Annotated in this window: 20 protein-coding genes; 1 reads left to right on the top strand and 19 read right to left on the bottom strand. The window is 70.0% G+C overall.

The window, feature by feature from the left end; genetic code table 11:
* Nucleotides 1-30 precede the first annotated feature (30 nt).
* The 15 genes from NS331_RS06580 to NS331_RS06510 all read right to left on the bottom strand — a co-directional run bounded on the left by NS331_RS06580 (nt 31) and on the right by NS331_RS06510 (nt 18209).
* Entirely contained in the window at nt 31-1200 is a 1170-nt protein-coding gene (locus tag NS331_RS06580; RefSeq protein WP_058641210.1) for an ABC transporter substrate-binding protein, read from the bottom strand.
* Between the two features lie 32 nt (nt 1201-1232).
* Nucleotides 1233-1712, bottom strand: a complete 480-nt coding sequence (locus NS331_RS06575; protein WP_058641209.1) for an aromatic-ring-hydroxylating dioxygenase subunit beta — start codon at nt 1710-1712, stop codon at nt 1233-1235.
* The gene (locus NS331_RS06570; RefSeq protein ID WP_058641208.1) at nt 1709-3025 is read right to left on the bottom strand and encodes an aromatic ring-hydroxylating oxygenase subunit alpha; all 1317 of its coding nucleotides are present in this window, start codon (nt 3023-3025) and stop codon (nt 1709-1711) included. The genes NS331_RS06575 and NS331_RS06570 overlap by 4 nt, the downstream gene beginning before the upstream one ends.
* Before the next feature lie 39 nt (nt 3026-3064).
* The gene (locus tag NS331_RS06565; RefSeq protein WP_058641207.1) at nt 3065-4210 is read right to left on the bottom strand and encodes an ABC transporter substrate-binding protein; all 1146 of its coding nucleotides are present in this window, start codon (nt 4208-4210) and stop codon (nt 3065-3067) included.
* Between the two features lie 154 nt (nt 4211-4364).
* Nucleotides 4365-5531, bottom strand: coding sequence for an ABC transporter substrate-binding protein (locus NS331_RS06560; RefSeq protein ID WP_058641219.1), 1167 nt, complete (start codon nt 5529-5531; stop codon nt 4365-4367).
* Nucleotides 5532-5747: 216 nt separating this feature from the next.
* Nucleotides 5748-6485: an SDR family NAD(P)-dependent oxidoreductase gene (locus NS331_RS06555; protein WP_058641206.1), complete on the bottom strand. Its 738-nt coding sequence runs from the start codon at nt 6483-6485 to the stop codon at nt 5748-5750.
* Nucleotides 6482-7303 (bottom strand): cyclase family protein, encoded by an 822-nt coding sequence (locus NS331_RS06550; protein ID WP_058641205.1) that lies wholly within the window; start codon nt 7301-7303, stop codon nt 6482-6484. The genes NS331_RS06555 and NS331_RS06550 overlap by 4 nt, the downstream gene beginning before the upstream one ends.
* A 22-nt stretch (nt 7304-7325) precedes the next feature.
* Nucleotides 7326-8579, bottom strand: coding sequence for an SDR family NAD(P)-dependent oxidoreductase (locus NS331_RS06545; RefSeq protein ID WP_058641204.1), 1254 nt, complete (start codon nt 8577-8579; stop codon nt 7326-7328).
* 196 nt (nt 8580-8775) lie between these two features.
* Complete coding sequence (locus NS331_RS06540; protein ID WP_058641203.1) at nt 8776-9951, bottom strand: thiolase family protein; 1176 nt, start codon at nt 9949-9951, stop codon at nt 8776-8778.
* Complete coding sequence (locus tag NS331_RS06535; RefSeq protein WP_058641218.1) at nt 9951-11579, bottom strand: AMP-binding protein; 1629 nt, start codon at nt 11577-11579, stop codon at nt 9951-9953. The genes NS331_RS06540 and NS331_RS06535 overlap by 1 nt, the downstream gene beginning before the upstream one ends.
* A 13-nt stretch (nt 11580-11592) precedes the next feature.
* Nucleotides 11593-12090 (bottom strand): aromatic-ring-hydroxylating dioxygenase subunit beta, encoded by a 498-nt coding sequence (locus NS331_RS06530; RefSeq protein WP_058641202.1) that lies wholly within the window; start codon nt 12088-12090, stop codon nt 11593-11595.
* A 2-nt stretch (nt 12091-12092) separates the two neighbouring features.
* Nucleotides 12093-13412, bottom strand: a complete 1320-nt coding sequence (locus tag NS331_RS06525) for an aromatic ring-hydroxylating dioxygenase subunit alpha (protein ID WP_058641201.1) — start codon at nt 13410-13412, stop codon at nt 12093-12095.
* A 28-nt stretch (nt 13413-13440) separates the two neighbouring features.
* Nucleotides 13441-14445 carry a PDR/VanB family oxidoreductase gene (locus NS331_RS06520; protein ID WP_058641200.1) on the bottom strand — a complete coding sequence of 335 codons (1005 nt, stop codon included), beginning with the start codon at nt 14443-14445 and terminating at the stop codon, nt 13441-13443.
* A 13-nt stretch (nt 14446-14458) separates the two neighbouring features.
* Complete coding sequence (locus tag NS331_RS06515; protein ID WP_058641199.1) at nt 14459-16018, bottom strand: indolepyruvate oxidoreductase subunit beta family protein; 1560 nt, start codon at nt 16016-16018, stop codon at nt 14459-14461.
* A gap of 19 nt (nt 16019-16037) precedes the next feature.
* Entirely contained in the window at nt 16038-18209 is a 2172-nt protein-coding gene (locus NS331_RS06510) for a thiamine pyrophosphate-dependent enzyme (protein ID WP_058641198.1), read from the bottom strand.
* A 143-nt stretch (nt 18210-18352) separates the two neighbouring features.
* Between NS331_RS06510 and NS331_RS06505 the strand changes: the two genes are divergently transcribed.
* Entirely contained in the window at nt 18353-18829 is a 477-nt protein-coding gene (locus NS331_RS06505) for a MarR family winged helix-turn-helix transcriptional regulator (RefSeq protein ID WP_058641197.1), read from the top strand.
* A 37-nt stretch (nt 18830-18866) separates the two neighbouring features.
* On the opposite strand, the gene NS331_RS06500 is transcribed toward NS331_RS06505, so the two are convergent.
* The 4 genes from NS331_RS06500 to NS331_RS06485 form a co-directional block, all read right to left on the bottom strand.
* On the bottom strand, nt 18867-19304 hold the full coding sequence (locus NS331_RS06500; RefSeq protein WP_058641196.1) for a VOC family protein: 438 nt from the start codon (nt 19302-19304) through the stop codon (nt 18867-18869).
* Between the two features lie 80 nt (nt 19305-19384).
* Nucleotides 19385-20209 carry a helix-turn-helix domain-containing protein gene (locus NS331_RS06495; RefSeq protein ID WP_058641195.1) on the bottom strand — a complete coding sequence of 275 codons (825 nt, stop codon included), beginning with the start codon at nt 20207-20209 and terminating at the stop codon, nt 19385-19387.
* Nucleotides 20210-20257: 48 nt separating this feature from the next.
* Nucleotides 20258-21064 carry an alpha/beta fold hydrolase gene (locus NS331_RS06490; RefSeq protein WP_058641194.1) on the bottom strand — a complete coding sequence of 269 codons (807 nt, stop codon included), beginning with the start codon at nt 21062-21064 and terminating at the stop codon, nt 20258-20260.
* Nucleotides 21061-22089 (bottom strand): 3-hydroxybutyryl-CoA dehydrogenase, encoded by a 1029-nt coding sequence (locus NS331_RS06485; RefSeq protein WP_058641193.1) that lies wholly within the window; start codon nt 22087-22089, stop codon nt 21061-21063. The genes NS331_RS06490 and NS331_RS06485 overlap by 4 nt, the downstream gene beginning before the upstream one ends.
* Nucleotides 22090-22093: the final 4 nt, after the last annotated feature.

Raw genomic sequence — 22093 nt, 5'->3', positions numbered from 1 at the left:
CATGCGTTGCGCTCCCTTCGCGTCAGCGGGTCAGGGCGCCAGCTTCCACTGGCCCTTGTCCAGCGTGACGATGACGCGGGCGCGCTCGTCCACGCCGTACAGGTCGCCGGGCTTGAAGTTGTAGACGCCGTGCGTGCCCACCACCTCGCGGGTGCTGAAGATGGCGTCGCGCAGGGCCTGGCGGAATTCGGGCGTGCCGGGTTCGGCCTTGCCCGCGGCCAGCACGCGCTGGGCGGCATCGGCGAACACCAGCCAGCCATCGAAGGAATAGGCCGAGAAGGCATCGCTGGTGGGTGCGTTGTTGACCTTCTGGTAGATCTCGCGGAAGGCCAGGCCCATCTTGCGGGTCGGGTGGTCGGCCGGCAACTGCTCGGCCACGATGACGGGCCCGGTGGACATCAGCGCGCCCTGCCCGGCCGCGCCCACCACGCGCACGAAGTCGGGGTTGATCAGGCCATGCTGCCCATAGACCTTGCCCTTGAAGCCGCGCTCGGCCAGGGCCAGGAAGGGCAAGGCGCCGGGCGTGCCGGCACCGCCGGTCATCACCGCATCGGGCCGCATGGCGAGCAGCTTGAGCACCTGGCCGGTGACGGACTGGTCGGAGCGGGCATAGCGCTCGTTGCCCAGCACCTGGATGCCGGCGCCGGGCGCGGCCTTGATGAGCGCGTTGTAGACCAGGTCGCCCCAGGCGTCGGAGAAGCCGATGTAGCCCACAGTGCGCACGCCGTCCTTCTTCATGCGCTCCACCACGGCGTCGATCATGAGCTGGGTGGGCTGGGCCACGGTCATGACCCAGGCGTTGTCCGCCGGGTTCAGCAGCAGCGGCGTGAGGCCGACCATGGGCACCTTGGCATCGCGGCCCACCTGGGCCATGGCGATGGCGGCCGGCACGCCCGAGGTGCCCATCAGCACGTCGACCTTGTCCTCCTCCACGAGCTTGCGGGCGTTGCGGCCAGCCGCGGTCGGATCGGAGCCGTCGTCGACCACGATGAGCTGCACCTTGCGACCGGCGATCTCGCCCTTGTAGGCCAGCGCGGCCTGCATGCCCTTGGCATAGGGCACGCCGATGGAGGAGTTCGGGCCGGAGAGCGACACGCTCAGGCCGACCTTGAGGTCGGCCGCCTGGGCCGCCACCGCGACCGCGGCCAGCGCGACGGCAGCCACCGCGCCACGGCCGAGGGACATCAGCATCTTCTTCATGGGGAACTCCTGGTTGGAGGAAAAGACAAGGACTAGACGAACAACTGGATGGCCGGCAGCGGCTGGCCCGCGTCGAGCAGGTTGACCCGCTTCTCGCGGATCAGCCAGCCGAGCGGCCCGCCGGGCACGAGGGTGTGGACGCAGTGGCCCGCCAGCAGCACCTGCTGCGGGCCGCGCGATTCGACGTAGAGGAAGGCGGTGCGCAGGCGGACCGTGTCGCCGCCCTCTGCTGCGGCGGGCAGACGCCGGGGGGCCTGCAGCACATGCTGGCAGCGGCTGGCCGGATGCTGGGAGTGGGCGCGCGGGCTGTGCAGGCGCTTGACGCGCAGCTCGAGCAGCAGGCGGTCTTCCAGCGCGAGCGCGTTGTGGCTGTCGGCATCGGCCTGCGCTGCGCCCTGCAACGGGATCCAGTAGCGGCCGTCCGGGGCGAACAGGGCGAGCCAGTCGTCCCAGCGACGGTCGTCGATCAGCTCGGCCTCGTGGACGACGAAGTCCTCCGCAGAAAGCGTCATGCGCCCGCCCCCATCCACTTCGCCCAGGCGCGGAACTGGTTGCGCAGGAGGCGCTCGTCGGTGCCGCTGGTCTCTTCCACGACGTCGCTGCGTTCGCCTTCCGAGAAGCCGCGATGCAGGCTGACCCATTCGTTGCCCTCGCCGCGCAGCCCCTGCTGCATGCTCTCGAACAGGTGCACGTCGTCATGGGCCACCACCGACATGGGCGAGAAGACCAGGCGGTTGTAGTTCATCGACCGCTGCAGCAGCAGATCGGGCGCGCCCTCGGCGCGGAAGCTCCAGGCCTCCACCAGCGTGCGGTCGGCCGCCAGCGGCCGGATCACGCGGATGGCCTGCGGCGAGCCCTTGAGCGACAGGCTGGGAAAGAGCACCGCGTTCTGCGGCGAGCGCTGCAGCACGTCGTTGGCGCGCTCCTCGCCCAGGGCGCTGCGCAGCGCGTCCTCGTAGTCCTGCAGCTGCGCGTAGCTGGAATGGATGCTGAAGCGCGTGCCCAGCACGCTGTGGCCGTTGGGGTACACGCGCCCGCCCATGCGGTCGAAGAAGTCGTAGCCCGAGCCGAAGGGCAGGATCTGCTCCATGGCCATGGGCTTGGGCGCATCGGCCGGCTGGTCCTTCCACAGCGCGCCGGCCGCCTGCGTGGCCGACTCGTGGGTGGACATGGGATGCACCGTGTCGTTGATGTTCTCCAGGTACATCTTCCAGTTGCAGTGGATGACGTTGCGCAGCACGCCGCCGGCCACCGTCAGCCGCCGCTCGGACGAGCGGTCGACCATGTTGTCGATCACCTGCAGGATGCCGCCGAAGTAGTCCTCGAAGGCCGGCCCGTCCTTGGCCAGGCGCACGAAGACGAAGTCGCGGTACGTGGCCACGCCGGCCACCGGCTGCAGCCCCTGGCCCGACTCGCACTGCGCCAGGCCGGTGCCCTCGTAGCCGGCCTTGAGCGGCAGGGCCAGCGGCGCACCGTCCAGCTTGTAGGTCCACGCGTGGTAGGGGCAGCGGAAGAAGCGGCCGGTGTTGCCGTGTTCCTCGGTCACCAGCTGCGCGCCCTTGTGGGCGCAGCGGTTGTAGAAGACGCCCACGCCGCCGTCGGCCTGCCGCACCATCAGGAGCGGCCGGCCGGCGATCTCGCGCGTGCAGTAGTCGCCCGCCGCGGGCACCTCGCTCGCGTGGCCCGCGAACTGCCAGGTGCGGGCGAAGAAGCGCTCCTGCTCCAGCGCGAAGAGTTCCTGGCTCAGGTACAGGTCGCGGTGCACGCGCCGGTCCTGCACCAGGGCCTGGATGGCGGCGGGGTCATCGCGGTAGCGGGTGTTCATCGCGGGCCGGGGGTGCTGCGGGTCACGTCGATCCGGCGATCAGGGCACCAGCTTCCACTGGCCCTTTTCCATCCGCACGATCACCACCGCGCGCTTGTCCGAGCCGTAGCGGCTGTCGGGCGTGAAGTTGTAGATGCCGTGCGTGCCCACCAGCTCGCGGGTGGCGACGATGGCGTCCTTGAGCGACTGGCGGTAGGCCGGCGTGCCCGGCTCGCCCTTGGCGCGTGCCGCGGCATTGGCCAGCAGCAGGTAGGCGTCGTAGGTGTACGACGAGAAGGCATCGACCGGCGGCGCGCCGTTGGCCTTCTGGTAGGCGGCGCGGAAGTCCATCGACACCTTGCGGATCGGGTTGTCGGTCGGCAGCTGCTCGGCCACCAGCACCGGGCCGCTGGGCACTTCCAGGCCCTCGATGGACTTGCCGCCCACGCGCACGAAGTCGGCATTGATCAGGCCGTGCGTGCCGTAGATGCGGCCCTTGTAGTTGCGCTCGGCCAGCGCCAGGTAGGGCAAGGCGCCGGGCGTGCCCGAGTTGCCGGCGAACACCGCGTCGGGCCGTTGGGCGACGATCTTGAGCACCTGGCCGGCCACCGAGCTGTCGGCGCGCGCATAGCGCTCGTTGGCCACCACCTTGATGCCGGCGGCATCGGCGCTCTTGACCAGCGAGTCGTAGGCCAGGTCTCCCAGCGCGTCGGAGAAGCCGATGAAGGCCACCGTCTTCACACCCGCCGCCTTCATCTTGTCGACCACGGCGGCGACCATCAGCTCGAAGGGCTGCGATACCGAGACGGTCCATCCGTTCTCGGCACCCGGCAGCGACACCGGCGTGGGCGAGATCAGCGGCACGTTCAGCTCGCGGGCCACGGCGGCGATGGCCATGGCGCCGGGCACGCCCGAAGTGCCGATGAGGACGTCCACCTTGTCCTCGGTGGCCAGCTTGCGGGCGTTGCGGCCGGCGGTGGTGGGGTCGGAGGCATCGTCCAGCACGATCAGCTCGACCTTGCGGCCGGCGATGGTCGGCATCTGCGCATGGGCGGCGCGGATGCCCTTCTCGTAGGGAATGCCCAGCGCCGACACCGGGCCGGACAGCGAGCTGATGACGCCCACCTTGAGGTCGGCGGCGAAGGCGCCGACGGCGAAGGCCGAGGCGGCCAGCAGGGCGAGGGGACGAAGCAGCGGCGAGGCCATGGCAAAGGACTCCGTGAAAGCGAACTGAGGGAAGGCGAAGCGGCGGAAGGAAGCGGCCGGCCGGCGGCCGCTGCGTGAATGCGAGGTTCAGGGCCGGGCCGTGGGCGCCGGCGAACCGATGTTCAGGGAAGGCGTCGGCAACGCGCTCGGGCGCTCAGGGCACCAGCTTCCATTGGCCCTTTTCGAGCCGCACCACCACGCGCGAGCGCTCGTCCGAGCCGTAGCGGTCGTTGGGCGTGAAGTTGTAGACGCTGTGCGTGCCGACCAGCTCCTTCGTGCTGGTGATGGCATCGCGCAGCGCCACGCGGAACTGCGGCGTGCCCGGTTCGGCCTTGGCCGAGGCGCGCTTGGCGGCATCCAGGAAGATCAGCCAGGCATCGAAGCTGTAGGCCGAGAAGGCGTCGGTGGGCATGGCGCCGTTGGCCTTCTGGTAGGCGCTGCGGAAGTCCATCGACACCTTGCGGATCGGGTTGTCGGCCGGCAGCTGCTCGGCCACGATCACCGGCCCGGTGGGCGCCAGCAGGCCTTCGACCGAGGCGCCGCCCACGCGCACGAAGTCGGGGTTGATCAGCGCATGCATGCCGTAGATCTGGCCCTTGTAGCCACGCTCGGCCAGCGCCAGGTAGGGCAGCGCACCCGGCGTGCCCGAGGTGCCGGTGAGCACCGCGTCGGGCCGCAGCGCGACGATCTTGAGCACCTGGCCCGTCACCGACGAATCGGCGCGCGCATAGCGCTCGTTGGAGACCACCTTGATGCCGGCCGGCTCGGCGCTCTTCTGCAGCGCGTCGTACACCAGGTCGCCCCAGGCGTCGGAGAAGCCGATGTAGCCCACCGTCTTGACGCCCGACTTCTTCATGCGCTCGACCACCGCACTGACCATCAGCGGCGCGGGCTGGGGCAGCGTGACCATCCAGGCGCCCTCCTCGCCCGCCAGGTTGGCGTTGGCGATGGAGATCAGCGGCGTCTTGGTCTCGCGCGCCACGGCTGCGATGGCCAGCGCGCCCGGCGAGCCGGCCGTGCCGATGATGACGTCGACCTTGTCCTCGTCGATCAGCTTGCGCGCGTTGCGTGCGGCGGTGCTCGGGTCCGAGGCATCGTCGAGCTGGATGACCTGCACCTTCTTGCCGTCGATGTCGGCCTTGAAGGCCTGCGCCGCGGCCATGCCCTTCTGGTAGGGAATGCCCAGCGACGAGACGGGGCCCGACAGCGAGGTGATGAAGCCGACCTTGTAGTCGGCGGCCAGTGCAGCGGGCGCCGCGGCGCCCAGCAGCGTGGCACAGGCCAGGGCAGCCAGGCTGCGCAGGGGACGTAGGGACGTCATCATCTTCATCGCGAACTCCATCTGATTCGGTGGCAACACGGTGGAACAACGCCGGTGTCGACGGGCCGCCTCTTCCACACTCCTGCGGCTGCCGCACTGGCACATGACTTATCAATTATTTAGTCTTAAACAATCCTAGCGAGCACATCCAGGCGTTGCAAGGGGACTGACCACATGCCGGCGACCATGCAACCGCATGGTGCGCCGATGCACGTGCTACAGCGTCAGGCTCCCCACGCTGGTGCCTCCGCACACGTAGAGCACCTGGCCCGTCACGAAGCTGTTGGCCGGCTCCACGAAGAAACGCACGGCCCGTGCCACATCGGCGGCTTCGCCCAGGCGCCTGACGGGCACGCTGGCGGCAAGTGCCCTTTCCTTCTCGCTGCCGGCATCGACCACGTCGTAGAACATGTCGGTGCGGATCGGCCCGGGCGCCACCACGTTGACGGTGATGCCCTCGCCGCCCAGTTCCAGCGCCCAGGTGCGCGCCATGCCCAGCATGCCGGCCTTGGTGGCCGAATAGCTGGTGCGCGTGGCCAGGCCCAGGGCCGCGCGCGACGACAGCAGCACCACGCGGCCGTAACCCGCGGCGCGCATGGCCGGCAGTGCGGCCTGCACCAGCTGCACGGCGCAGCCCAGGTGCAAGTCCACCAGCGCGTCCAAATCCGTCAGCTGCACCTGCGGCAGCAAGGCGGCGCGGATCACGCCGGCGTTGTGGACCACGGTGGTCACCTGCCAGCGCGACGCGACTTCGGCCACGGCCTGGGTCGTGGCGGCGCGGTCGCTCAGGTCCACCTCCATGCTGTGCAGGCGCGCATGCGCGATGTCCGCGGGCCGTCGCGCGAGGCTCACCACCTCCCAGCCGCCCTCCAGCAGGTCCTGGCAGATGGCCTTGCCGATGCCGGCGCTGCCGCCGGTGACGACGGCGACGCCGCGGTCCTGCGTCGTGCTCATGCCGACCCCACCAGCGCCAGCACGCGCAGCGGGCTGCCGCTGCCCTTCTCGATCTTCAGCGGCGGGCAGATCAGCACCGCGCCGGCCGGCGGCAGCAGGTCCAGGTTGCACAGGCACTGCAGGCCGTAGCGGCCGGCCCCGTGCATGTAGTAGTGGCAGGGATACGGCGGGCGCAGGTGGTAGCCCTGGCCGGCGTCGGTGCCGATGGCTTCGGAGCCGAAGCCCAGCACGTCGCGCTCTTCCACCAGGAAGCGCACTGCGGCCGTGCTCGGGCCCGGCGTGTGCTGGCCGGTCTCGTCGAAGTTCTGGTATTCGGCCGGGTCGGTGCGCTTGGACCAGTCGGTGCGCATCAGCACCCACGCGCCCTTGGGGATGCGGCCATGCGCGGCCTCCCATTCGGCGATGTCGTCCAGCGTGAGCAGGTAGTCCGGATCGTCCTTGACCTGGGGCGAGCAGTCGATCACGCAGGCCGGCGCCACGAAGTTCTGCACGGGGATGGTGTCCACCGCGTTGTTGGGCAGGTCGCGGCCCGAGATCCAGTGGATCGGCGCATCGAAGTGCGTGCCCGTGTGCTCGCCGCAGGAGAAGTTGTTCCAGTACCAGCCCGGGCCGCGCTCGTCGTAGCGTGAGACCTCTTCGATGCGGAACGGCCAGCACTGGCCCATCTCGGGCGGCAGCGCGATCTGCGGGAAGTCGGGCGTCAGCGTCTGCGTCAGGTCGACCACGCGAATGCGGCCGGTGGCCAGCGCGCCGACCAGGCCGGCCAGAGCGTCGAGGCCGGTGGGCGCGGCAGTGGGGGTCAGGGTTGCATTGCTCATCGGTGTCTCCTTGCCGGTGGCCTCAGCCGCCATTCGTTGCCAGCTCGCGTTCGAGCACCTTGGGGTTGTCGCGCCACCGCTGCAGCCATTCCTGCGCCACGTCGCCGGGGTAGACGTCCTCCACGCCGTCGCGCAGCGCCTTCACGATGGCACTGGCCAGCGCGTCGGGGCCGAGCTTCGGCGGCGGCATGTGCTGGTTCCATTCGTCGTCGATGGGGCCGGGGAAGACGTTGATGACGCGGATGCCGGCCGGCCGCATCTCGGCGCGCAGGCACTGCGCCAGCGAATGGGCCGCGGCCTTGCTGGCGCTGAAGGTGCCGTGCGGCGGAAAATTGGACAGCGCGTAGATCGACAGCAGGTTGACCCAGGCCGTGGCCCCGGTCGCGCCATCGGCCGAACGGCCCTTGAGCGCCGGGCCGAATTCCTGCGCCAGGCGCAGCAGGCCGAAGTAGTTGATGTCCATCTCCAGCTTCGCCACGTCGGTGCCGCGCCGCGCGCCGATGCCGAAGGTGCGGTGCACCTCGGCGTTGTTGATGACGATGTCCACCTTGCCGCCGATCTCGCCGGCCAGCTCGGTGACGGCGCGGCCGTTGGTCAGGTCCAGCGGCACCAGCGTCACCTGCGGCAGCGCGCGGATGTCCTCCAGGCCGCCGAGCTGCTTCCACGGCTCGGCATGGCCCACCCAGACGATGTCGGCGCCGGCCTTGACCAGGGCGCGCACCAGGGCCTGGCCGGTGGGCGTCTTGCCGTCCGTCACCAGCACCTTGCGGAACTTGGGATCGCTGGTCATCTCGCGCAGCATCGGGTCGTCGGCCATGTGTGTGCTTCCTTCGAAAGGGAATCCGATCAGTACCGCCTGTCCGGCGCGGTCGAGCCGGGCACCCACGCGCACGCGCTGCGGTGCCTCGCCCACCTCGCCATGCAGGTGGACCATGAGGGAGGGGCCGCTGTCCAGCTTGACCATGCCCAGCCGCCACGGCAGGCGCTCGCGGAAGAACAGGTCGTTGCTGTGGTGCAGCGTGGTGGCGCTGAGCAGTTCGCCCTCGCCGGTCTGGAGTCGCCAGCGCAGGTCGGTGGACAGGCATTGCTTGCAGGCGCCGCGCGGCGGGTACTGCACGGTGCCGCATTCCTCGCACACCTGCAGCTCGAAGCGGCCTTCGGCTGCGGCGGCGGTGATGCCCAGCGCCTCGCGCCCGCGCGCCCAGGGCGGCAGGTTCATCTGGCGGGTGCGCAGGACGGGGTTCTTGCGCTTGGGGCGCATGAGCGGCATGGTCATCGTGCGGCCCCGAGGTGGAAGTTGAACGTCCCGCCCGGAATTCGGGCGCGAGCCCCTCTCCCCTCGTGGGAGAGGGGTTGGGGAGAGGGGGTGCACGGCACGGAGGCGCCCTCGTGCCTTGCGGCCGTTGCAGCCCCCTCTCCCCAGCCCTCTCCCGCGAGGGGAGAGGGAGCGAGGGTCCTGAAATGGAAAAACGTCATTCCTGCCTCCCGAGGATCACGGCGCCGGTGCACAGGCAGCGGTCGTAGGTGACCATGCCGAAGCCGGCCACCAGGCCCAGTTGCGCATCAGGCACGGTGCGCGGGCCGGCCTGGCCGGTGAGCTGGCGCAGCGTCTCGGTCATGCCGAGGAAGCCGCCGGCGGCGCCCGCCTGGCCGGCCGAGAGCTGGCCGCCACTGGTGTTGTTGGGAAAGCTGCCGTCGTGCGTGAGCGTGTGCGACTGCACGAAGGCGGCGCCCTCGCCCTTCTCGCAGAAGCCCAGGTCCTCGAAATGCATCATCACGATGACGGGATAGTCGTCGTAGGTCTGGATGAAGTCGATGTCCTTCGGCTGCACGCCGGCCTGCGCATACAGGTCGTCGCGATCGCGGGCCCAGCCGCCCCGCACCATGATCGGGTCGTCGGCGAAGGCGTTGTGGCGCTCGATGCCGCCGCGCAGCGTGGCATAGGGCAGGCCCAGGTCGCGGGCACGCTCGGCCGTCATCACCAGAAAGGCCTCGGCGCCGGCGCAGGGCATGACGCAGTCGAACAGGTGCAGCGGGTCGGAAATGGGCCGCGCTGCCATGTACTCCTCCAGCGTCAGCGCCTTCTTGAACATGGCGTTGGGATTGAGCAGCGCGTTCTGCCGCTGGGCCACGCAGATGCGGCCGAAGTCCTCCCGCCGGGCACCGAACTGGCGCATGTAGTGCGCCGTGATCATCGCGAAGATGGAGTTGGGCCCGCCCGAGCCGTAGGGATAGGTCGCATCGCGCGCGAAGTGACTGAAGGCGCCCAGCGTCTGGCGGAAGGAGTCGACGTGGTTGGTGTCGGCCGCCACGCAGGCCACCACCTCGGCGTCGCCGCTCTGCACGGCGCGCGCGGCGCGGCGCAGGCACATCACGCCCGATGCACCGCCGGTGGGCACATGGTCCAGCCAGCGCGGCGACAGGCCCAGGTGCTGCGTCACGCCGACGGCCGTGTCGGGCGCCAGCGAGAAGCTGGAAAGACACAGGCCGTCGATGTCGTCCTTGGCAATGCCGCTGGCCTCCACCAGCGCGCGCACCGCCTTGCCCAGGAACCAGTGCGCGCCCTCGGTGGAATAGCGCTGGTAGGGCACGGTGACGGGCACGGCCACGGCCACACCCTCGTAGTTGCTGCGTTGTCGCCGGCCCATCAGTCCTGCCTCTTCTTCATGGCGCGGGTGTCGAAACAGCCCTTGCTGCCGGGCAGCGCCTGCGCCATCTGCCGCAGTTCGCCGCGCTGGATCTTCTGCGAGGCGGTGAGCGGCAGCGCATCGACGAAGGCCACGTGGCCCGGCGCCTTGTAATAGGCCAGCTGGGCCAGCGCATGGCGCACGATGTCGGCGGCCAGCGCCTCGCCCGGCTCGGCCGCGGCATCGGGATCGATGACGATGCAGGCCAGCACCTCGTCGCCGCGCACCGCGTCGGGCGCGGCCGCCACGGCCGAGACCTTCACGGCCGGATGCTGGTTGAGCACGCTTTCCACCTCCACCGCCGAGATGTTCTCGCCGCTGCGGCGGAGGACGTTCTTCTTGCGGTCCACGAAGTAGAGGTGGCCCGCCTCGTCGCGGCGCACCATGTCGCCCGTGTGGAACCAGCCGCCTTGCCAGGCTTCGTCGGTGGCGGTCGGGTCCTTCAGGTAGCCGCCGAAGAAATGGCGCCGCGGATCGTCGCCGCTGGAACGCACCAGCAGTTCGCCCGGCATGCCGGCGGGCACGTCCTGGCCCTCATCGTCGACCAGGCGCACTTCGACGAAATCCTCGGCCCGGCCGAAGCAGCTGGTGCCCACTTGGCGCGGCTCGTGGTTTGCCATGATGCAAGCGGCCGCGCCAGTCTCGGTCATGGCCCAGGCCTCCACCAGCGGAAAGCCGAAGCGGGCCTCGAAGGGCGCGTGGTTCTTGCGGTCCACGCCGGCGCCGAAGGCCCAGCGGATGGCATGGTCGCGGTCGGCCGGTGCCTCGGCGGCGGCGAGCAGCATGGCGGGCATCACGCCCAGGTAGTGGACGATGGTGGCGCCGCTGTCGCGCGCACTCTGCAGCCAGCTGCGGGGATGGAAGCGGTCCAGCTGCACCAGGCAGCCGCCGGCCACCAACACCACCATGGTCGAGAAGGCCATCGCATTGACGTGGTTCAGCGGCAGCGGCGTCATCAGCCGCTCCTGGTCGCGGCGGAAGGCGCATACGCCGTCCAGGCCCGCGTACCACTCGCCCGCCCGCAGGAAGTAGGCATTGCTCAGCATGCAGCCCTTGGGCCGGCCGGTGGTGCCCGAGGTGTAGAGCAGCGCGCATTCGCTGCCGGGGCCGACGACTTCGTTGGCGCGGGGTGCGGGCTCTGTGGGTGCGGGCACGTCCGTGGCGTCGGCCGTCATGGTGTGCAGCGTCCGGCCGGCCTGGGCCGCGGCGGCCTGCAGGTCGGCGGCGCGCTGCGGCAGCGTGACGGCCAGGCCGATCTCGCTGTGGCCGATCAGGTAGGCCAGCTCGGCCGAGCGCATCTCGGCATTGATGGGCACCACGCTCACGCCCAGGGCATTGAGCGCGAACCAGTGGTAGAGGAAGGCGGGCCGGTTCTCCAGCAGCAGCCCGACCCGGTGGCCATGGCCCCAGCCGGCCTGGGCATAGGCGAGGCGCAGGCGCTCGACCTCGGCGGCGGCCTCGGCCCAGGCGGTCGCGCCGGGCGTGATGCCGTAGACCTCGGCCGTCACCGGCTCGGTGAAAAGAAAGTCCGCCTGCGGCGTGCGCGCGGCGCTGGCCGTGAAGGCGTCGTGGATGGTGCGGTGGTCCATGCCGGAGTTCACTTCAGAGAAAGAGCTGCACCGCCGGCAGCGCGGCATCGCTGTTGATCAGGTCCACGCGCTTGAGCGTCATGCGCAGCGCGCCCCCCTCCACGCACAGGTGGTGCCAGGCCACGCCGGTGAGGAAGAGCATCTCGTCCGCCTGCGCCTCGCTGTAGTGGAAGGGCGTGCGCATCACGAAGCGGTTGGCGGCCTCGTCACGCGACTCCAGACCGGGCAGCTGCAGCACATGCTGGCAGCGGCTGGGCGGCTGCTGCGAGAAGGCGCGCGGGCTCTTGAAGCGCTCGATGCGCAGGTCGCGCAGCAGCTTGTCCTCGTACAGGTGCGAGGTGTGGCTCAGGCCGTCGGGCTGGCCGGGCGTGAGCGGCACCCAGTAGATGGCGTCGTCGGTGAAGAGCGCATTCCATTCGTCGAAGCGCTTCTCGTCCAGCAGCCGGGCCTCGTGCAGGACGAAGTCGACGAGCTGCTCGCGGGTGACGGTGGCGGGCGTGAGATCTGCCATGGTCATGCCTCCATCGTCAGCGTCATGTGCTTGAGCCACGACCGGTACTGGTTGCGCATGGGCAGCTCGTTGGTGCCGTTGCTGGTCTCTTCCGGCTCGCGGCCTTCGTGCTCGTCGTAGTTGCGGTGCAGGCTGACCCAGTCGTTGCCGCTGGCATGCAGGCCGGCCTGGATGCCGCGGTAGGCCTGCAGGTCGTCATGGCCGACCACCGAGAAGGGCGAGTTGATGAGCCGGCTGTAGGTGGTGGTGCGCTGCAGCAGCTCGTCGGGCGCGCCCTTGAGGCGGAAGGTCCAGCTCTCCACCAGCGTGCGGTCCACCGCGATGGGCCGCGCCACGCGGATGGCCTGGATGGCACCCTTGATCGTGAGGTTGGGGTAGTACACGGTGTTGTGCCGCGCCATGCCCAGGATCTGCGCCGTGCGCTCGTCGCCGTAGCGCGCCTTCATCGCCTCCTCGTAGCCAGGGATGCCCGAATACTTGCTGTGGATGCTGAAGTGCACGCCCGAGAAGCTGTGGCCGTTGTCGTACACCCGCACGCCCATGCCGTCGAAGAACTGGTAGTCGGACATGAAGGGCACGAACTGCTCGATGGCCATCGGCTTGGGCGCATCGGCCGGCTGGCCGGCCCACATGGCCTTGGCGGTGCCGGCCGAGGACTCGTGCGCCACCATGGGATGCATGGTGTCGTTGAGGTTCTCGACGAACATCTTCCAGTTGCACTGGTGCATGAAGCGCAGGCAGCCGCCGGCCACCTCCAGTTCGCCCTCGGGCGAGCGGTCGGCCATGTTGTCGATGGAGGACAGCGAATCGCCGAAGTACTCCTCGAAGTCCTGCCCCACGTCGTTGAGCTTGACGAAGATGAAGCCGCGGTAGAGCCGCACATGCCGCACGGGCACCAGGCCCTTGGCCGCGTCGCAGTCCTTCAGCGCCGTGCCCTCGTAGCCGTTCTTGAGCGGAATGGCCAGCGGCGCGCCGTCGGTCTTGAAGGTCCAGGCGTGGTAGGGGCAGCGGAAGAACTTGCCCGTGTTGCCGCAGGCGCCGTTGACCACGCGCGAGCCCTTGTGGGCGCAGCGGTTCATGAGCACCTTGACCGTGCCGTCGGTGTGGCGCACCACGATCAGCGGCCGCCCGGCGATGTCGACGGTGATGTAGTCGCCGGGCTTGGGCACCTGGCTGTCGTGGCCGGCGTAGTTCCAAGTGTTGGCGAAGAAGTGCTCCTGCTCCAGTTCGAAGAGCTCGGGGCTGATGTAGAGGTCGCGGTGCACCTGTTGCGGCTGCACCAGGGCGCGGATGGCGTCGGGGTTGTCTCGGTAGCGTGTCATGGCAGGCCTTTTTTGTTCCCGGGCAGGGCTACAGGTCGATCACCAGGCGCGGGCCCCTGGCGCGGGAAATGCAGATCTGCATCACCTGGCCGCCGTCCTTCTCGGCCTGCGACAGCACGTAGTCGCGGTGGTCGATCTCGCCCTCGATCACCGGCACGGCGCACACGCCGCATTCGCCGCGCTTGCAGTCGTACAGCGGGTCGCAGCCGTGTTCGATCATGCAGTCCAGCAGGGTCTGGTCGGCGGGCACGGTGAAGCGCTGGCCCGATTGCGCCAATTCGACCTCGAAGGGCTGGTCGCCCGCTTCCACCACCGGTGCGCTGAACAGCTCGAAGTGCACGCGGCCCGGGGCCCAGCCGCGGGCCTGCGTGGCGGCCAGCACGGCGTCGAGCAGCGGCTTGGGACCGCAGACGTAGAGCGGCTCGTCGGCGGCCATGCCATCCAGCAGCGCGCCGATGTCGAAGCCGGCGCCACCCGCCTCGTCGTCGGCATGCAGGCGCAGGCCCTCCCCCAGCAGCGCCTGAAGCTCGTCGGCGAAGGCCAGGAGCGTGCGGCTGCGGCCGGCGTAGTGCAGCGCGACGGGGCGGCCCTGGGCTCGGCAGCGTGCAGCCATGCTGGCCAGCGGCGTGATGCCGATGCCACCCGCCAGCAGCACGGCGCGGGCAGGGCTGTCGTCCAGGGGAAAGTCGTTGCGCGGCGGCTGCACGGTGATCGCGTCGCCGGGCTGCAGGCCCTGGTGCATGAAGCGCGAGCCGCCGCGGCCGCCCTCCTCCAGCCGCACGGCGACGGTGTAGGCCGTGGGTGCGAAGCCCGGGGTGCTGGCCACGCCTTCCAGGTCGATCAGCGAATAGTGGCGCCAGTCGGTCTGGCCGTCGGGCAGGCGCACCTGCACCTGGATGTGGGCGCCGGGCGTCCAGCCGGGCAGCGCGGCGCCTTCGGCATGTTCCAGGCGCAGCAGGCGGATCAGCGGGTTGAGCGTGCGGGCCTCGGCCACGCGCAGCGGCAGGGTCGCGATGGCGGGCGATGCGGTCATGCGCGCCTCTGCCTCAGGCCGGCACGGCCATGGCGGCCACGAGCGGCGTGGCCGTGGTGGCGGCGTAGGAGGCCGCATGCTGTGCGAGTGCGGCCTTGAGTGCATGGCCATGCTCGTCGGCCAGCGCCGCCTCGCGCCAGGCGCGCAGCGTGGCGGGCGCCAGCGCGGGGCCGGCCTGGCGCCAGGCGGCGATCACGGTGTCGTAGTTGCGCACGCCGCGCTCGTGGGTGTCGCTGTAGCCCTTCACCAGCTTCTGGCAGCGGGCGAGTTCGACGGCGAGTTCCGGCGAGGCTGCGGCTGCATCGCGAAGACCCTGCAGCCATTGCGCGATGCGTCCGTTCTCTTTCGAGTAACGGATGGTGCTGCGCCGCCAGCGGCGGGCGAAGGCCACGGCCGACAGCAGCAGGAAGCCGTGCACCGAGCTGGTCTGCACCACGCGGCCCTTCTGCGTCATGCCCTCCACCAGCCGGCGCGGCGCGCCCGAGCCCATGAGCCAGCGGCCCAGGCCGCCGGGCAGCGTCTCGCAGATCTCGCGCAGGCCCGGGTGCATGTATTCGTTGATGGCGATGACCTGGTCGGCGTTGACGCCCGTCTCCTGCTTCACGCGGGCGAAGCGGCTGGCGCGGGTCTTGAGCTGCGCGACGCGGGCCGTGTCCTCGTAGCTCATCCACAGCGCCAGGTGGCGCGCCGTCTCGCAGGCCAGCGTGCGGGCCGCATCGTCGGGAAGCCGGCAGACCTCGGCCATGCGGTCCAGGTAGAGCGCGGCATAGGCCACGTCCTGGTAGTCGACCAGGCGGCGCAGGCCTTCGAGCATCAGCGGCTGGGCCTGGACCGGGAACTCGGCGTACAGGCGCGTCAGGAGTGCCTGGATGGCCGGATCGGCCGACGTGGCACGCGGCGTGGCGGGCGCGACCGGCTCGGCCTGGACGGGCGCCTCGCCCGCCTGCGCGCGCACGAATGCCGCACCGAAGGCCTTCAGGCTGGGCTTGACGCCCACGCCGCCGCGCTCGATGGTGGCCTCGAACTGCGCGCGCTCAAAGGGCAGCACGCCGGTGCCCGCCAACGCGCCGAACAGCACGGCGCTGATCACGCTGCCGTTCTGCGCCGCGGCCTCGGCCATGTCGAAGCGCACGAAGCGCTGCGCGGCCTGCTCGGCATGGGCCAGCAGCTGCGCGCTGTCGACCCGGCCGTCGCCCATGGCACTTTTCTCGGCGATGGAATAGACGCGGTGCGTCGAGGCGACCAACGTCGTGCGGTCCGGCGTGACCAGCCCGCGCTGAACCGCGCGGCCAGCCTCCATCAACTCGGAGCACAGCACCACGTCCACGTCGCCGGGCAGCGGCATCAGCGCCAGCACGGGCTGGCCGCCGTCGGCCTGGGCCTGCGCCTCGGGGTACATCTCGACGTAGTAGATGGTGGCGCCGGTGCGCTGGGCCACGCCGGGCACCGAGGTCGTCTGCGCGATCCAGCCGTTGGCCTCGCCCAGGTCCACCAGCCAGTCGGCCAGCACGCCGCCGCCTTCGCCGCCCATGGCGAGGATGGCGATCTTGATGGGTTGTTGCTGTTGCGTCATGTCGAACTCCTGCGTCGCATCAGAAGGCCAGGCGCGCGCGGCGCTCGGCGTCGCGGCGCTGCATCCAGCCGATGACGGCGCCGCGCACGCGCTCGCGCAGCCGGTCCCAGCCGGTGGGGTTGCTCACCACCTGGGCCTTGTAGAAGGAGGGGCAGAGCACGGCCGCATGCGACACCTCGCCGCACACGCCGCAGCCCACGCAGCTGTCCATCACGGCGGCGACGGGCTCCTGCCGCAGCGGATCGGGGTTGGGCTTGATCGACAGCGACGGGCAGCCCGACAGGCGGATGCAGGAATGGTCGCCGGTGCAGGTGTCGGGGTCGACGCCGAACTTCTCGCGCACCATGCGCTTGCCGTCGGCGATGGCCTTGCGCACCAGCGGCTTCTCGCGGCGCTGGCGGTTGAGCATGCACTCGGACTGGGCAATGATGACCTTCGGGCCCTTGTCCTTGGTCGTCAGTGCCTCCTTGAGCGTGTCGCGCATGCCGGCCACGTCGTAGGTGCGCCGCAGGGTCTTGACCCACTTCACGCCCACGCCGCGCACCGCCTGCTCGATCTCGTGGCCGGTGCTGCGCGTGGCGTTGACGGCCTTGGAGGACAGGATGTCCTGCCCGCCGGTGGCCGAGGTGTAGTTGTTGTCGACCACCACCGTGAGGTTGTCGCTCTGGTTGAACACCGCATTGGCGATGCCGCTGGTCAGGCCGTTGTGCCAGAAGCCGCCGTCGCCCATCACCGCGATGGCGCGCTTGTCGGCCTGGGTGTTGAGCGCCGCGGCACCGGCCGCACCCAGGCCATAGCCCATGGTGGTGTTGCCGATGTTGAACGGCGGCAGGATGGAGAACAGATGGCAGCCGATGTCGGCCGACACATGGTGCTGGCCCAGCTCGCGCTCCACCAGCTTCATGGCACTGAAGATGGGCCGCTCGGGGCAGCCGGTGCAGAAGCCCGGCGGGCGCGCGTGCACGCTGCGCTCCAGCGGCATCAGCTGCGCCTCGCTGATCAGCGGGATGATCTTGCGCGGCTTGGCGGGCACCACCTCGGCCGGCGCGGCCTTGGGCGCCAGGCGGCCGTAGCGCTCGCAGAAGGCACGCGTGCCGGCCATCACGGCCTGGGCGGTGTACTCGCCGGCCACGGGCAGCAGGTCCTTGCCATGCAGCGCGGTCGTGCTGCCGGCCTGGCGCAGGATGGTGGCGATGTTCTGTTCGACGAAGTTGGGCTGGCCTTCTTCGACCACCAGCACGGCGCGCTTGCCTTCGCAGAAGCGCACCACCTCGCTGTCGATCACGGGATAGGCCACGTTCATCACGTACAGCGGCACCCTGGAGCGGCCGTACACGTCGGCCAGGCCCAGGCGCTCCAGCGCCCGCACCTGCGTGTTGTAGCAACCGCCCTGCACGATGATGCCGATGTCGTCGGCGCCCTCGGCGAAGAACTCGTTGAGGCCGCGCTCCTCGATGAAGCGCACGGCGGCCGGCCAGCGCTGCTTGATCTTCTCCTGCTCGTGCAGAAAGCTCGCGGGCGGCAGCACGATGCGGCTCACGTCGCGCTGCGGGTTCTCCATGGCCTCCTTCAGCGTGAAGGCGGCGCGGCGGTTGTCGGAGGCGGTGAACTGGCCGTGCACGTGGCAGGCGCGGATGCGCAGCTGCAGCATCACCGGCGTGTTGCTGGCCTCGGACAGTTCGAAGCCGGTCTTCACCGCCTGCACGATGCTCGGCAGGTTGGGCCGCGGATCGAGCATCCACATCTGCGACTTCATGGCGAAGGCATGGCTGCGCTCCTGCATGATGGAGGAGCCTTCGCCGTAGTCCTCGCCCACGATGATGAGCGCACCGCCGGTGACGCCGCCGGAGGCCAGGTTGGCCAGCGCGTCCGACGCCACGTTGGTGCCCACCGTGGCCTTGAAGGTCACGGCGCCGCGCAGCGGATAGTTGACCGAGGCGGCCAGCGTGGCGGCGGCCGTGGCCTCGCTGGCGCTGTTCTCGAAGCGGATGCCGTGGTCGGCCAGGATGTCCTGCGCATCGGCCAGCACGTCCATCAGGTGCGAGATGGGCGCGCCCTGGTAGCCGGCGACGTACGACACGCCCGACTCCAGCAGGGCCTTGGTGACGGCCAGAATGCCCTCACCGCGAAAGGTCTCGCCTTCGGCAAGACGCAGCTTCTTCACTTCTTCGACGAATGAACGCTCGGCCATGGGAACTGCTCTCCTGGGAAACGCTGACGGCGCTTCCAATCGTGGGGTGGCAAGATACAACTCTATTTAGACCTGAATCTATTCACAATCATGCATTACCCTAGCCAAGCAATCGGTATGCCAGCGAGAGGATCATTCCGGCCATGACATTGCACGCCCCCGAATCGCGCCTGTTCGTCGACGACTACCTGCCCGCCCTGCTGGCACAGGCGAGCCAGCTGATCTCCGGCGAGTTCCACAAGGTCGCGCGGCAACACGGGTTTTCGGTGTCCGAATGGCGGGTGATGGCCTCGCTGGCGGATGGCGAGGCCATCAGCATCGGCGACCTGGCGCAGGTGACGGTGACCAAGCAGCCCACCGTGACGCGCCTGCTGGATCGCATGGAGGCCAAGGGCCAGGTCGAGCGCCTGCCCCACGAGAGTGACCGCCGCATCACGCTGGTGCGCATCACGCCCCAGGGGGCCGAAGCCGTGGCCCACCTCATGAAGCTGGCGCGCGAGCATGAGCACCGCGTGCTGGAGCCCTTCGGCCTGCAGCGGGCCGAGGAGTTGAAGAAGACGCTGCGGCAGATGATCGCGCTGCACGCCGATCAGGCCGGGGACGGCGAGGACGCCGAGTGAGCGCCGCCGACGCGCTCGGCGCAGCAGCGCAGCGCCGTCAGTCGAACAGCGCGGTGTAGCGTCGCTGCATCTCCTCGGGCGCCACCGTTTCGATGGCATGGCCAATCAGCCAGCGATGGCCGAAGGGATCGCGCACCGTGCCGGACCGCTCACCGTAGAAATGGTCCTCGGGCGAACGCTCCAGGGTCGCACCGGCCGACACGGCGCGGGCGACCAGGCCATCCGCATCGTCCACATGGAGATGCAAGGTGACGGGCGTGGCACCCAGCGCCTGCGGACTGCGCACCCCCATCTCGGGATACTCCTCCGACAGCATGACCGTGTGCCCCCCGAAGTCCAGCTCGGCATGGCCCACACGGCCGCTGGGCTCCGTCAATCGAAACAGCTCCGTCGCGCCGAAGGCGCGGTGATAGAAATCAATGGCTGCCTGCGCATCGCGCACGCAGAGATAGGCATACAGCTCGTGGATGGCCATGGCAGCTCCAGTCGTGGTGAAAAGCCATTCTGGCGCCCTGCGCTGCACACCGTCTTGCAGGAATTTGACCTCCCGACCCGTCACGCGCGCACGTGCCGCGGGGCGCCCGGATCGTGTCGGAGCCGCCACTGCGACGGCGTGACACCGGCGATGGTGCGAAAGACGTTGGCCAAGTGGGCCTGATCCGAGAAGCCGCTGCCGGCAGCAATGTCCGCCCATGCGAATGACGGATCCGCAGCCAACCCGATGGCCTTTTCGAAGCGTTGCAGCTGGAGCCACTCGGACGGTGCGAGCCCCGTGGCGTGGCGGAACACCGCAATCCAATGCCGGTGGCTCAGTCCGCTTGCCTCGACCATGTCCCCCACCCGATCGAACCGCCCGGGCGTCGTGCCCAACACCGCTTGCAATGCCGGATGAAGCACAGGCAAGCGACCCTGGGCCCTGCCGATGAGCCAGTCCTCGAACAGCGACAGCCGGCCTTCAAGCCGCCTGCACCGATGCAGGCGCTCCAGCAAGGCATCGACCTCAGCAGACCCGACCAGCGCCGACAGGGGCGTGTGGTGACCTGCCAGAGCCGATTCAGGCACGCCCAGCAGCGCCTGGCAAGCACCCGGCCGCAGCATTGCGCCCACCGACCCGGATGGCGCGGACACGTCGCGGACGTGGTAGCGCGCCCGTGCTCCGCCGACGCTGGCGAACTCCACACCATGGCCGCGCCGGTCTGCGGCGTCGTCGAACACGAGGATCGGCGGCCCATGGAAGCGCAACGCCACGTGCGTGGACCCCGTCGGGAGCACAAGCTCCCGCCGTTCGCCCGGACCTGCGACGGGCAGCGGCGCCTGCGCCCAGACGCTCGACACCAAACGGTCGAGGAACGTCTTTGGGTTGCGGCGGATGGAATGCATCGGGCGGGATCGAGCCAGCAATGTAGCGCTGCGCCCGGAACGAGACCTTCATGCAGGCAACGCCGCGAGGAAGTCGTGCACCGCGGCCGCGAAGGCCTCGGGCATCTGATCGGGCAGCGGCACCATGCCGCCTTCGATCTCCACCAGCACGGCCTGCGGCAGGTGGTGCATCCATTCCTGCGCATGCGGCGCAGCGAAGGGATCGGCCATCGCGCGCAGGATGCACACCGGCTGCGTGAGCAGGCCGATGCGGTCTTCCATGCGGTAGGCGGCCACGGCGCGGTGCCCGGCCTCGGGATCGGCCACGGCCAGTGCGTCGCGCACGAAGGCTTCGAGCAGTTCGGGCCGGTCCGGCGGATAGAAGCCCTGGCGCCGCTGCCACAGCGCCATCAGGTGGCTGCCGTCGGTGCTGGGCGGCACCTCGTCGATGGGCGGGCGTTCGGCGCGCGCCTGGCGAAAGGCCGCATCGGTGAACGGCGTGGACGACAGCACGAGCGACGCCACGCGTGACGGTGCCAGGGCGGCCAGCTCCACGGCGACCACGCCCCCGGTGTGATGGCCGACGACGTGCACACGCGGCAACTGCAGCGCATCGACCAGCGCCAGCGCCACGCGCGCGTACTGTTCGATGGAGGCCGGCCCCGCGCCCGCGGCCGAGTCGCCGAAACCGGCGGTGTCCATGGCGATGGCATGCCAGTGCCGGCCCAGCAGCGGCAGCACCGCCGCGTACTCGCGCCAGCTGCGCGGCGACTGGTGCAGCAGCAGCACTGCCGGCGCGGACGGATCGCCGCAGGCGGCATGGTGCACCTGGCCCATGGGCAGGTCGGTGAAGGCGCGGCGGATGGCGACGCTCATGCCAGCGTCTCTTCCTGCGGCCCGCGCCACAGGCCCGCGCCGCGCAGCTGGGCCAGCGTGCGGGCCAGCACGTCGGCGCGGTAGGCCGCCAGGTCGCGGCCTTCATAGGCATAGAAGCCGCTGCCGGTCTTCAGGCCCAGGCGCTGCTGGCGCACCATGTCCTCGACGATGGCGGGCGCGGCATAACGGGCCGGGTCGATGGTCTGCGACATCTCGCGGCTGGCATGGTGCAGGATGTCGCAACCGCCGAAGTCGATGAACTCCACGACGCCCAGCGCCGCGAAGCGCAGGCCCAGGCCGAAGCGCGTGGCCTTGTCGATCTCCTCGGCGGTGGCGGCGCCCTCCTCCACCATGCGCGCCGCCTCGTTCATCACCAGCGCCTGCAGGCGCGGCACGATGTAGCCGGGCGTGGGGCCGCAGACCACGGGCAGCTTGCCGATGGCCTCCAGCAGTGCCTTGGCGCGGGACAGCACATCCGCATCGGTGACGTCGTGGCAGCTCAGCTCCACCACCGGGATCACATAGGCCGGGTTGAGCCAGTGCATGTTGAGGAAGCGCTCGGGCCGCCGCACCAGCGCTGCCAGCTGGGTCACCAGGATGCTGCTGGTGGTGGAGCTGAAGATGGCGTCGTCGCGGCAATGGCGGTTGAGCCAGTCGAAGGCCTCGCGCTTGGCCGCCATCGTTTCCGGCACGCCCTCGAAGACCAGCTCGGCGGCAGCCAGTGCGGCCGGCGCCTCGTCCACGCGCACCAGTTGCACGCGGGCGGCGATGGGCGCGACCTGTTCTTCGCGCAGCACGCCCTGGCCGGCCAGGCCGCGCAGGGCGCCGTCGATCTCGGCCGTGGCCTCGGCGCGCAGCCGTGCCCAGTCCGCATCGCTGCGCTGGCGCAGGTCCACGAGGGCGATGCGATGGCCCGCGTAGGCGAAGGCGATGGCGATGCCCCGTCCCATGCGGCCGGCACCGACGGCGACGAAGCGGGGCCGTGTGCCGTTCGGTGGTGCAGGCACGGCCTGGCCCGCGGTCATCGCG

This window comes from Pseudacidovorax intermedius, assembly GCF_001476815.1.
GTDB lineage: Bacteria > Pseudomonadota > Gammaproteobacteria > Burkholderiales > Burkholderiaceae_C > Xenophilus > Xenophilus intermedius_A.
The sequence above is the reverse complement of the archived record's forward strand: the minus strand, read 5'-3'. Positions and strand labels throughout refer to the sequence as shown.